The 13,674-nt window shown below is 37.0% G+C and carries 7 protein-coding genes; 1 reads left to right on the plus strand and 6 read right to left on the minus strand.

Annotated elements, in window-relative coordinates:
• Nucleotides 1-24 precede the first annotated feature (24 nt).
• A complete protein-coding gene (locus tag AC1RJ8_RS19455) occupies nt 25-474 on the plus strand; it encodes an L-rhamnose mutarotase (RefSeq protein ID WP_492955094.1) in 450 nt (149 codons plus the stop codon).
• Between the two features lie 121 nt (nt 475-595).
• Here the strand turns inward: AC1RJ8_RS19455 and AC1RJ8_RS19460 are convergent, their stop codons facing one another.
• The 6 genes from AC1RJ8_RS19460 to AC1RJ8_RS19485 form a co-directional block, all read right to left on the minus strand.
• Entirely contained in the window at nt 596-1,276 is a 681-nt protein-coding gene (locus tag AC1RJ8_RS19460; RefSeq protein WP_492955093.1) for an ABC transporter ATP-binding protein, read from the minus strand.
• Between the two features lie 76 nt (nt 1,277-1,352).
• Entirely contained in the window at nt 1,353-3,722 is a 2,370-nt protein-coding gene (locus AC1RJ8_RS19465) for an ABC transporter permease (RefSeq protein WP_492955092.1), read from the minus strand.
• Between the two features lie 77 nt (nt 3,723-3,799).
• Nucleotides 3,800-6,196 carry an ABC transporter permease gene (locus AC1RJ8_RS19470; protein ID WP_492955091.1) on the minus strand — a complete coding sequence of 799 codons (2,397 nt, stop codon included), beginning with the start codon at nt 6,194-6,196 and terminating at the stop codon, nt 3,800-3,802.
• 73 nt (nt 6,197-6,269) lie between these two features.
• Entirely contained in the window at nt 6,270-8,645 is a 2,376-nt protein-coding gene (locus tag AC1RJ8_RS19475; protein ID WP_492955090.1) for an ABC transporter permease, read from the minus strand.
• A gap of 87 nt (nt 8,646-8,732) precedes the next feature.
• Nucleotides 8,733-11,114, minus strand: a complete 2,382-nt coding sequence (locus AC1RJ8_RS19480) for an ABC transporter permease (protein WP_492955089.1) — start codon at nt 11,112-11,114, stop codon at nt 8,733-8,735.
• 69 nt (nt 11,115-11,183) lie between these two features.
• Nucleotides 11,184-13,556 carry an ABC transporter permease gene (locus AC1RJ8_RS19485; RefSeq protein WP_492955088.1) on the minus strand — a complete coding sequence of 791 codons (2,373 nt, stop codon included), beginning with the start codon at nt 13,554-13,556 and terminating at the stop codon, nt 11,184-11,186.
• Between the last annotated feature and the right edge of the window lie 118 nt (nt 13,557-13,674).

The following is a 13,674-nucleotide window of genomic DNA, read 5'->3' on the forward strand; positions in this document are numbered from 1 at the left end:
TATAAAAAAGCAAATTATATGCTCATGAAAAATTTAAAAACAATTTATTTGTTGGTCTTAGCTTTTGTACTAATGTTTACTGCCTGTAATCCACCTTTAAAAAAGGAAGCGAAATCACTGAATGCAGCGAACAAAGTGTTACGTTATGGCAGTATTACAGGCTTGAAGCCCGAAAAGATGGACTATTACAAAAAGTTACATGCCGCAGTGTGGCCAGGGGTATTAAAGAAAATAACAGCATGCAACATCCATAATTATTCCATTTATTTAAAAGAAATTGAGGGCAAACCATATCTTTTCAGCTATTTCGAGTATACCGGAAACGATTTTGCCGCTGATATGAAAAAAATGGCTGCTGATACCACTACGCAGCGTTGGTGGAAAGAAACCGCACCAACTCAGATCCCATTGCCTGATGCGGCTGCTAAAGGCGAAAGCTGGAGCAATATGGAAGAAGTTTTTCACCAAGATTAGTAACGGTATAAAAACTATATACATTCCATCAATTAAAATAATGTTTAGTTAGATAAACACAGTTGAAAGATTAAAGACTGTGTTTATCTCTCTAAACAAAAGCTTAATTTAATAAATTGGTTTAACCTACTGCCACATCTTCTTTTACTACACCATCGGCAATATGCAAGATCCTATTCCCATATTGCGCATTTTTTTCGGAGTGTGTAACCTGAATAATCGTAATTCCCTCTTCCTGGTTTAACTTTTTAAATAGCATCATAATTTCCTCTGCCTGTGCCGATTGCAGGTTACCCGTTGGCTCATCGGCCAGAATTATAGATGGTTGAGCGGCCAATGCTCTTGCTATACCAACCAATTGCTGCTGTCCGCCTGAAAGTTGATTTGGGAATAAATCTTTTTTTGCCACCATATTAAAACGGTCTAACAGGTCGGCAATTCTACTTGCTCGTTCGGCGCTACCTACTTTTTTGTATAGTAATGGGGCTTCAATATTTTCGTAAACGGTCATTTCATCAATTAAGTGGTAGGCCTGAAAAACAAAACCGATGTGATTTCGGTAAAGTTCAATGCGTTTACGTTCATTTAACGAAGTTACATCCTCGCCCAAAAACTCATACGATCCATAAGTTGGTTCTTCAAGCATGCCAATTATATTGAGCAAAGTAGATTTCCCTGCACCTGATGGGCCCATAATGGAAACAAATTCTCCTTGTTTAATTGTTGTGGTAACCAAACGCAACACGTAGTTTTTAATGCCTTTGTTTGCGTAATATTTTTCGATGTTATTAAGTTGTATCATATTTTTTAGGGTTTAGCGAAAAGTGCTTGGCGGTTGGCGGAGATTATCGCTGAGCACCAAACACTGTACGCAGGTTTTATTCGTATTTTAAGGCCTCAACAGCATTTATTTTTGCAGCACGGTAGGTTTGCCAGGTAATTGTTAAAATGGAAATCAACAACGTAAGTATCGCAGTTAATACAAACATCCATAAACTTAAAGATGTTCTTAATTCGAAATGTTGCAACCAACCGTGCATAATATAGTATGCAATTGGAAGAGATATTATAATTGCTATAAATATTAATTTTATAAAATTTAATGAGAGTAAGGTCATTAGTTCTGTAATTGAAGCACCCAGGATTTTACGAATACTTACTTCTTTTATTCTTTGTGAGGTACTAAAAGATGAAAGACCAAATAAACCCAAGCAGGACACAAAAATGGCTAAACAACCAAACAGATTGGCCAAAGTGCCTAAAATCTTCTCATTCTTTAATTTAATTTCATTTAAGCTATCAATAAATTTTATCTCGACAGGAAAATTTGGGTTTATTTCTTTTACCAGCTTATCAATTACACCAACACTCTCGTTTAAGCTTTTAACAGGATTTAACCGCATCGTAATTACATCGCTGATATCTGCATAGGCAATAACCATCGGTGCCGCCACCTTATTGGGATCTCCCCAAACTATATTTTCAAAAACCCCCACTACATTCCGCTGAGCACCTTGATATAAAATCCTGGCGCCAATTGGATTTTTTAAATGCATTACTTCAACAGCTTTTTTACTTAATAGTAAAGCAGCTGTATCCGATGCAAATTTTTGATTAAAATCTCTCCCAGCTAACAATTTAATATTTGTCGTTTTGATAAAATCGTAAGTGGTGTAAATTTGATCGAAATCTACCATTTTGTCACTTTCTGTCATTCCATCCCAACCTAAACCTCTGATGCTGCTGTTTTTATTCGAAATACTGCCTGATGATTGTGTTACGCCAACCACAGCTCCGCTAGATAACAGCCTTGTTTTTAATAGATTGAATTTTTCATACAATAATCCTTCATGAGGAATTTCTAATAACCCGATTGATCTGTAGCCTAGAGGTGTATTTTTAATAAACTGAATCTGTTTGTAAATGGTTATAGTTGCTGCAATTAACACGATCGAAAAGCTAAATTGAACAACTACCAAAACTTGTCTGAAGGTTAAACTGTATCCGCTCTTAAAATTTAAAGTTTTTTTGAGCGATTGTATAACGTTAAATCCGGAAAGATAAAATGAAGGATAGCTTCCTGATATAAAACCAGTTACAATCAGAACACCAAAAATCAGTATCCAATTAATTGGGTTTAAATAATCAAAAACAATTTCAATCCCCAATAACCGATTAAATATAGGTAGGCTAAATTCGAGGATAATAATGCTAAGCAGGATACTGATTAATGTTAAAATAAACGACTCTAACATAAACTGAAAAATCAGATCTGTTCTGGATGCGCCCATTGTTTTTTTAACACCAATTTCTTTTGCCCTACCCTGTGTGCTGGCCGTTGCCAAATTCATAAAATTAATACAGGCAATAAGGAGGATACCTACGGATAAGCCAACAAATAGTTGCACCTGGGAAATATTGCCGCCAATACTTTTGCCATTTAAAAAGGTTCCGTACAAGTGCAATTTTGTTAACGGATAAATAAATACATCTTCTTTAGCTGCCGAAAAATGATTACCTATAAAACCCTTTAATTTTGCATTAAAGGCGGCAACATCGGTATGTTCATTTAGTTTTAATAAAGTATAATAATCGTGGCTTCCCCAATTTGGTTTTTTCGGCCATTGATTTAAATTTTCATATAAAGACCATGTTGTTAACGATTCGAAACCATAGGTAACATTGGTTGGAAGGTCTTTTATTACTGCGGTAACTTTTAAATCAACCTGGTTTTCAAAACGCACTTTTTGATTCAGTATATCGGTTTTACCAAATATCCTTTTTGCTGCCGTTTCGGTTAGTACAATAGAATTCGGATCGTTTAATGCTTTCTCTGGGTTTCCACTTATGAAATCATAGTTAAATAACCGCAAAAAATCAGGATCAACATACCTGCTATCTAGCTTTAAACTTTCTTCGCCGTTAGCAACCAACCTTTTATAAACACCTGTAGCCCTGGCACCATACATCACATCAGGGAACTCCTCTTTAAGGGCGCCTAACATCACATTCTGCGATTGATCAATGGTTCTAATTACTTGGCCTTTCTGATCATTTAAATTGATCATGGCCTGATAAATATGAGGTGAGTTTTTAAACTGCTTATCGTAGCCCCATTCATAAGTAGCATATAACATTAATAACAAACAAGAGGTTAAGCCAATAGCCAAACCACCAATGTTTATAGCTGCATAAACTTTGTTTCTAAATAGATTACGCAGTGCGATTTTTAGGTTGAGTTTAAACATAAAGTGTAAGGTTTAGGGTGTAGGGTTTAAGGTCTGGGCGCTTTAGTCTTACGCACTCAACCTTAAACCTTGCACCTTTATTCATATTTAAGTGCATCAATAGTATTTGCATTCGCGGCTTTATAAGATCGAAAGCTTACTGTTATTAGAGTAATCAGCATTGATATCACCATAGCCATAGCAAAAGGCCAAACGCTCAGATCTATCCGATAGGCAAAACCAGAAAGCCATTTACTCACAAAAAGATAGGCTAATGGCCATGCTACTACATTTGCAACAAACACCATCAATAAAAAAGAGCCATTCAGCATTTTAACCAGCTGTAAGGTAGATGCGCCCAAAACTTTCCGGATGGCTACCTCCCTGGTGCGTTGCATAGCCACAAATGAAATCAGGCCAAACAAGCCTATAAAAGAGATGAAAATGATTACGCTGGCAAACACTTTAAATAATACCCCCATGACGTGTTCACTTTCATAATAGCCCTTTATCCGGTCATCAACAAAATCTGCATTATAAATATTATTCGGGAACGTACTGTTCCACAAGGTTTCTATCTGGTTCATGGAAGATACAAGCTGTTTGCCCTCTAACTTTATTGCAGCTTGCCAATATTGATTTTTATCGGCAGAAATAGCCAGACCGGATATTTTCTCTTTTAACGATTTATCATTGTAGTCCTTTACCACTCCTACAATCGGAATATTAATACCTGTGGCATTGATCATTTTACCAAGGGCATTTTTGGGCTTCGTTATGCCTACTTTTTTCAAAAATGTTTCGTTAACCACATAACCATTGGCCGTATCGCTCTTCATAAAAACTTTTCCGGCAATAATTTTTAAATCGAAAAGTTTAAAATAATTTTCATCGACCTTACAGGTTCTTACCTCGAAATCTTTATTTTTCGCTCCATTAAAAGTAAAATTGGTCGAATTTATATCTTGGGATAAGGGTGGCGACTGGCAGTAGCTCAACAGTTGTACACCGGGTATTTTTAAAATCCTTTCTTTAAAAACACTCCGCTTCTCTTTACTCACCTGGTCTCCTGGCATCCCCACCATTACCACTGTGGATGAATTAAAACCCAACGGTTTCTGCTGAAGGTAGTCCATTTGATTTACAATTACAATGGTACCGATAATGAGTATAACAGTAATTGCAAACTGCACCACCACCAAAATTTTACGCAGGCTTAGACCGTTGTTGTTAAGGGTAACTTTATTTTTTATAGCCAACGCCGGATTAAAACCTGATATGATCATTGCCGGATAAAAGCCGGCCAAAAAGCCTACAAATGCAACCAGCAGAATCATAAACACAAAAATAACCGGGTGACCGAACAAACTAAAGCTGATCTGATTTTTAAATAGGTTCTGCATAGCGGGTATAGCCAACTCACTGATGATACAGGCAATTAAAAGTGCGATTAAAACCAGTACAACGGTTTCGGTTAAAAACTGTACAATAAGCTGTTTGCGCTTGCCCCCCATTACTTTCCTCACACCAACCTCTTTAGATCGGTTGACAGCCTGTGCTGTATTTAAATTAATAAAATTGATACAAGCCGTACAAATTAAAAACAATCCGATAATGGCAAGTCCATAAATCTGGCTCCTGGCAATTGTTGCATTTACAAAATTATCATAACGATCATCAAAATGAATCTCTTTTAATGGCTGAAGCCTGTTGACCTGATTGCCCTCAATTTTCTTATCTGCATAATATTTTTTATTGAATTTTGCCATTGCTCCATCAAGATCTGATTTGCTCAGTCCTTCTTTAAGCAACACATAACTACTTAAACTCGAATTGATACAATCCCAACAGTCGCGGTTACCGTAATAATCATATAAATTTTGGTAAGTGATCACTATTTTTAAAGGAAAGCTGCTGTTCTGCGGCATATCCTGAAATACTCCAGTAACACTTAGCTGTGTTTTGGTCCCCATGGTAATACTTTTACCAATTGCATTTTGTATGCTGCCAAAATACTTAATGGCCATCGCTTCAGATAGGGCAACGCTATTAGGGGCTTTTAAAGCTTCTGCCGGTTTGCCGTACTTCCAGTTGATATGAATTACATCAAAAAAATCGGGTTCGGCGAAATACAAGTTTTCCTGACTTTTTAAAATTTCCCTGCCTGAATTATCCTTAATGTGTATAATATCTTCTAATTTGGCAATTGCACCAATCTTTTCTATCCCAGCGATCTCATTTCTCGCTGCTGCTGTAAAAGGTATGGGTACTCCTGCAGAGAAATCATCGAAAGCATTGTACTTCCAATCCGTAACTACCCTATAAATCCGATCTGCATTTTTATAACCTTCATCAAAACTGAGTTGAAAACGGATAAAAATAAATATCAAAATACAACTTGCCATCCCAATTGATAAACCAAGAATATTGATAAGCGTGTAGCCCTTGTTTTTCCAAAGGTTTCGCCAGGCGATTTTTAAGTTAAGTTTAAACATGTTGAGTGAGGTTTAGCGTAAAGCGTTTGGGGGTTAGCGAAAATCGCCAAACGCCAAACGCCACTCGCAGGTCTTATTCATATTTAAGTGCATCAACAGGGTTTGCTTTTACGGCATTGTTTGCCTGTATACTTACCGTAATAATGGTTAACAAAATAGTTAGGGCTGCACTGATTAAAAAAGGAAAAAGTGGCAGATCGATTCGATAGGCAAAAGTTTCGAGCCACTTTCTGGTTAATATGTATGCCAATGGCCAGGAAATAATATTGGCTATAAGCACCATAACAAAGAATGAGCTATTAATGAGCTTGAAAATCTGTAAATGACTTGCACCAAGAATTTTCCTTACTGCAATTTCCTTCATTCTACCAGTGGTAATGTATTTTGCAAAGGCAAATAAACCCAGTATGGCAATAAAAATGGTGAGCATTGCAGCAGCAAAAAATACCGATTGCAGCTGTTCTTGTTTTTTAAAGAGTTTACCATACATTTCATCCAGAAATTGGTAACGGAAATTATCTCCGTCCAACTTGTTAATTTCTGGCCACTGCGATTTTAAGGCACTGAGCACTTCAGGCATCCTGTTTTCTTCTATTTTTAGCATAATTTCTGTTTTAGGATTTCCGCAGGGATCATTTATCGTGTAAATGGCAGGCTGTACTGCTTTCTCAAATCCAAGTGCTTTAAAATCTTTTACCACGCCTACAATCTTATATTTTTTATTCTGGCAGCCTTTTATGGTTTTACCTATAGGCTTGGTTAATCCATACTTTGCTACCGCCGCTTCATTAAGTATAGCAGAATTTGCCGTATCGGTTTTAAATTGCCTGGAGAATGTTCTGCCTTCTTTAAGCTTAATATCTAACGTTTCGAAATAATCAAAATCTACATCAGTAAAACTTAAACTTTGTTCTTTTCCATCTACAGTATATTTGTTTTTTCCACCATCAGAACCATCCGGCAATGCATTGGCAACAGTGATCGACTTCACCCCCGGAATCTTGGCCATTTTATCCCTTACAGGATCGAATTTGCTTGGCGAGGCGAAATATGCCAGGTTTTTAATGTACACTACTTGTTCGGGTTTGAAACCAACATCCTGGGTACGCATGTATTTCAGCTGGGAATTGATAATCAGTAAACCGATAATAAAAATTACAGCTATGCTAAACTGAAACACCAATAAGCTATTACGCAACCAATAGCTTTGTTTGCTGGTTTGAAAATTGCCCTTTAAAACAAGGGCAGGTTTAAAACCTGATAAAACCATTGCGGGATAAATGCCGGCAATTAGGGTAATAAAAATTAATATAAGCGGCAATTGCCAGAATAAGGCACTATTGGCTACCCAAATGGATAAATTGACCACGAACAGGTTATTAAATTTTGGCAAGATGATTTCGGCCATAATCAGTCCTAATATCGTCGCTGCTAAACACTGGATTAAAATTTCTGTTAAAAACTGAAAGGCAAGCTGAAAGCGATAAGCACCCATCACTTTTTTAACCCCTACCTCTTTTGCCCGTTTGGTTGCCTGCGCTATGCTCAGATTGGTAAAGTTGATACAAGCAATTAGCAAGATCAAAACCCCTAAAACAGATAAAGCCATTAGCACTTTATAGTTGGCATCGGTACCAGCCTTTGGTTTAAGGTGTAGGTTTTTTAAAGGATCGAGAAAGGCTTTTGTTGCTTTAAAAGTCTCGTTATTGGGATCTTCTCCATCTTTAAGCATCTCCTTTTTATAAAGGGTATTAATTTTAGCTTCAAGTGCCTGGATATCTGTGCCCGGTTTTACCTGAATATAAGTGTTATAGTTATTATAACCATAGTTTTCTCCTAAACCCATTTCTTTTACCAACGAAATGGCATCGAAAGTAATATTAGAATGGGGGTCTGCAAAAATACTTCCGCTCAGTTTGCCGGTTATACCTGAAGATTTACTGCCGATTCCAATCATTTCAGGCTTATTATCTTTATGGTGAGGGAAAAGCGTTTTATAATTTTCGTTGCTCAGGTAAAACAGATTTTCGGTTGTACTTTCTGGTTTAATTAAACCATTGCTAGGTTTGATGTTAAACATTTTTGCAGCATCATAATCGAGATACAGACATTTACTTAAAAAAACAACACCGTGATCGCTGTAAACCGGAAATTCAAAAAAGCTCATTTTCATGGTACCAACTGAAAGTACTTCCGGCATTTCTGCTTTAATGGCCTTGGCTAATGGCGGGGCAGTATTATTGGTTTTAAAATCGGGCAACTGTCTCCCTACTATATAAATATCATTATAATTAGGATTTTTCCTATCAAAACCTGTTTCATAGGTAAAGTACATGGTTACCAAAATAAAAGCGGCCAGGGCAATAGCCAATCCACCTATATTTATGGATGTAATTACTTTGTTTCTCCAAAGGTTGCGCAGTGCAATTTTTAAGTTTAATCTGAACATAGCTTTAAGGTTGAAGGTTGAAAGGTTGGAAGGTTGATGGGCCAGGTGTTTAAACCTTCAGCCTTATTACCTTCGAGCTTCCCACCCTTATTCATATTTAAGTGCATCAACAGCGTTTGCTTTGGCCACTTTAAAAGTTTGCAGGCTCACTGTTAAAATGGCAATAACTACCGAGGTTAAAAGGGCAAGCAAAAATGGCCATGGATTGATGGTAATTTTATAATCATATTTCTCAAGCCATTTAGCAACAAGAATATAAGCAACCGGAATAGCGATCACATTGGATATGACTACCAGTTTCATAAAATCTTTGTTCAAAAGGACCAGGATATCAGAAAGATTGGCCCCCAATACTTTACGGATACTGATTTCTTTACTGCGCTGCTCAGCCGTATATAGCGCTAAACCCAATAAACCTAAGCAGGAAATAAAAATGGCAAATCCTCCAAAAATATTGGAAAGTACACTGAGCAGCCTTTCGCTCCGAAGTTTTTCAGCCATACCCTGGCTAACCAGTTTCACTTCAATTGGATAAGCAGGGTTTAGCTGCTGACTTACCGCTTTTATGGCTTCAATTGATGTAGAAAGTGACTGTTTAGGATTCAGTTTAAGCAATAAAACACGACTGGTTCTGATATTATAGTAATAAACTGTTGGCTGTATTTTCGAAGCGAGCGATTCGTTAGAATAATCTTGCACCACGCCCACTACTTTAAGTGGAGGATTATCGCCCCAATGGATAATGGTACCCACAGGATTTTTTAGTCCCATTATTTTAACAGCGGTTTGGTTGAGGAGCAGAGATGTAGCTGTATCTGCTGAAAATTTAGGATCAAAATCTCGCCCTGCAAGAATCTTTACGCCAGTTGTTTTGGCAAAATCGAAACCCGTACTTCTATAATTAATAATCGATACATCATTTTTAGGCTTGCCTGGCCACTGAATGTCGCCAGTAATTGAGCCACCAGCAGTAAATGAACTTGCATATTCCGTTGCTGCAATTGTAGCACCTGCCCTTTCTAATTCATTTTTAAAAGTTTGCAATTTTTCTGGTTTTGTCCATTCTCCTTCTAAATCGATCTGTGCCAGCGCAGTTTGATCAAAGCCTAAGGGTTTATTTTTAAGGTGCTGAATTTGGCTGTAAATTACGATAGCCGAAATAATCATGCAGATAGATAGGCTAAACTGCACCACTACCAGTGTTTTGCGGATTGATAATGAGCCCGTTGAACCTTTAAAGCCTTTTAATACCTTTACAGGGATAAAAGACGAAAGGTAAAATGCAGGATAACTACCAGCAAGCAAACCAGTTACCAATATCATAGCAAGTAACACGCTCCAAAATTGATAAGTATTGTAATTAATTTTTATTGAGATATCGAGCAGGTTATTAAAGTAAGGCAAGGAAACTTCGAGTAATGTAAAAGCAATTAACATGGCTAAAAACGATAACAAAAGCGATTCGATTATAAATTGACCCATTATTGTATTTCGGGTAGAACCTAAAGCCTTTCTTACTCCTACCTCACGGGCACGTTTCTCCGACTTAGCCGTTGATAGATTCATGTAATTGATACAGGCGATAAATAATACACAGATGGCCAGAAAAACAAATAATCGCAACTGATCAATTTTACCCCCCACCGATTTCCCATTGTCAAAATCATCATATAAGTGAAATTTGCTTAAAGGAAAAAGAAAAGGTTCGTAGGTCATTTCTTTTAAATCGGGTTCTTTGTTTACGATAAAGTGTTTTAGTGCTGCGTTTGTGGCCGCTAAAGAAGCATTATCTTTAAGCTGAAATAAGGTTAAACAGGTAATTGCTCCCCATCCATTTTCTTTTTCAGAAGGGTTTTCCTGCTCAAAAAAAGCCCATGGCTGTAAAACATCAAACTGCATGCTTTGATTTTTTGGCAAATCTTGTATTACAGCGCTAACTTTTAAGTTTACCCTATTATCGTATTTAATACTTTGCCCTATTGGGTTCTGGTCGCCAAATAATTTTTTTGCTGTCGATTCGCTTATCAATATATTATTAGGCTCGGATAAAGCAGTGCCCGGATCGCCGTAGATAAATTTCTGTTGAAGGATTTTTAAAAAATCAGGATCTACATTAATGCCTATTAATTTAAAATTATTCCGGTTATGGCTATATAATTTCTGGCCATTGTTCATCGAAATGCGGGCTGCACTTTTAATGCCTGGCAATTCTGAAACCCCTGCTTTGGCCAGTTTATTCGGAACGGCCATTGTAGTTGCCAGCTTGCCATTAAACTTTAAATTTAATGCGGCAAAATATACTTTATCAGCATTTTTATATTGTTTATCGAAGCTCCATTCGTAGTTAACGTACAAGAGTAACATTAAACAACAGGCCATTCCGATCGCTAAGCCGCCCACATTAATTAATGTAAAGCCTTTGTTTTTCCAAAGGTTACGTAGTGCTATTTTTAGGTTTAATCTGAACATGATGGGTTAACTGTATAAATGGTTAAATTGGTTAATTGTTATATTGCTAACTGAAAACTGCCAACTGGATTATTCATATTTGAGCGCATCAACAGGATTGGCATTTGCAGTTTTATAAGCCTGAAAACTTACAGTGATCAATGCCATTAGCAAAGTCCCAAATCCTGCTATCGGCATAATCCACCATGAAATTTCGGTATGGAATTCGAACTTCATCAGCCATTTATTCATCATAAAATAACTCAAAGGAATAGCGATAACGATAGAAAAAACGATCATCTTCACAAAAGAGAGCGACAGCAATTGCATCAAATTAAATAATGAGGCACCTAATACTTTGCGTACACCAAATTCTTTTGTTCGCTGCTCTGCACTATAGGCCACCAGACCAAAAAGTCCAAGGCAGGAAACAAATATGGCCAGTCCACCGAAAAGGTTTGAAAGGATGCCCAAAGTTTTTTCTGCATTGTATTTTTCAGCGTATACGTTGTTTAAGAAATTAATTTCAAGAGGATAAGCTGGATTTAATGCCTTTGTGATCCTGCCAATGGTTTCGATATTACTTTGAAAGTTGTTATTTTCATTCAAGCGCATCGTAATGTTCCCGGTTTGCTTCTTATCGAAGAACACAACCATTGGATTATTGGATTTGTAGGGCGAATCCCAAACATAATCATCAAAAACACCTATGATATTGAATTTATCGCCGAAAATGGTAATTGTTTTGCCTACAGGATTTTTGTAGCCAAAAACTTTAACAGCCGAAGTGCTCACCATCACAGCGCTGGTATCTGAAGCGAAGTTTTCTGAAAAGTCTCTCCCGCTGGTTAATTTAATACCATTGGTTTTAATAAAATCGTAGGTCGTTATTACCTGGTTAAACAATTGGTTGTTTGTAGCTTTCAACATTCCATCCCATTCGATACCTGCAAAGTTACGTCCATGATGCGATAAGCTAACAGATGATTGGAACATCGAAGTAACCGCACCTGATTTTAGCAGTTCGGTGCGCAGCAGTTCATATTTTGTTTTCAGTTCGCCATCCTGCGGCATTTCTACTAAAGCATTTACATCAAATCCTACCGGCCTGTTTTTAATATACTGAATCTGTTTGTAGATAACCAGCGTAGAAATGATCAGGATAATGGCAAAGCAGAATTGCCCCACCACCAATACCTGCCTTAAACTAACTGAAAAGAAACCACCAGATTTAATTTTTCTTTTAAGCGTCTGGATCGGGTTAAAAGAAGACAGGTAAAATGCAGGATAACTCCCAGCGATTAGGCCTGTAGTGAAAACAATGCCCAAAATCCCCACCCAGCTGCTGCTATTGAAATAAGATATGTTCAGTTTAATATTCAAGAGATTGTTAAAGGTTGGCAAAAAGATCTCGAGGATAGCAATCGAAAAGATCACTGCAATAAAAGTTAGCATCATCGATTCTGTTAAGAACTGTACAATCAGCGAACTACGGTTGGCACCAATAGTCTTTTTTATGCCTACTTCTTTTGCACGTTTTTCGGATTTGGCTGTAGCCATGTTCATAAAATTGATGCAGGCGATCAACAAGATGCCAAAAGCTAAGCCAACGAATAAATAAATCTGTTCTATTGCGCCACCGATACTTTTGCCATCTTCGAACTTGCCATATAAATGTAGCTTAGCCAATGGGAACAATACCTGCGATTGCTGATTATTTGTATTATTTTTTTTCTCTATCTGATTGATTTTTTGGTTAACCAAATCTAAATTTGCCCCACTTTTTAACATCACCAGCGTTACAAAACTATAATTGCTCCAGTTTAAATCTTTAGCACTTTGATCAATTGTTTCGTATAAAGACCAAGGCATTAAATAATCAAATTTATTAGAGCTATTATCAGGTTGATCTTTAATTACACCGGTTATATTCAAATCTAAACGATCTTTAAAACGAACCGATTTATTCAACACATCAGTAGTTCCAAACAGTATTTTAGCGGTAGATTCCGTTAAAATGACAGAATTTGGATGATTTAAAGCTGTGCTTGCATTGCCATAAATAAATTCATAATCGTACATTTTTAAGATATCAGGTTCGGCGAATTTAGATTGACGCTTGAATGCATTTTGTCCGTTGGCTATTAAATTCCTGCCTCCATAGTCCATCCTCGCCATATACCTAAGTTCGGGCAAACTTTGCTTAATTACCGGCCCGAAAGCAGTGGTTGAGCCTTCAAATGTTCCGGAAATTTTACCGTTATCACCAGGAATATTGGTCATAGTGGTGAAAACGTTAGCCGATTCTTTGGCCTGCTTATCAAAGTTCCATTCGTAGGTAACATACAAGAGCAACATTAAACAGGCAGCCAAACCAATGGCCAACCCAATTACGTTAATAAACGAGCTTACCTTGTTTCGCCAAAGGTTACGTAGCGCAATTTTTAAGTTTAATCTAAACATTAGGTTTAAGGTTTAGGGTATAAGGTTTAGGGTGTTGGCGTACTAACTTTACGCCTTCTACTATAAGTCTTATACCTTATTCATATTTAAAGTATTAATTGGATTTAGGGCTTTGGCG

The organism is Pedobacter sp. GW822-FHT03F06 (genome assembly GCF_058801365.1).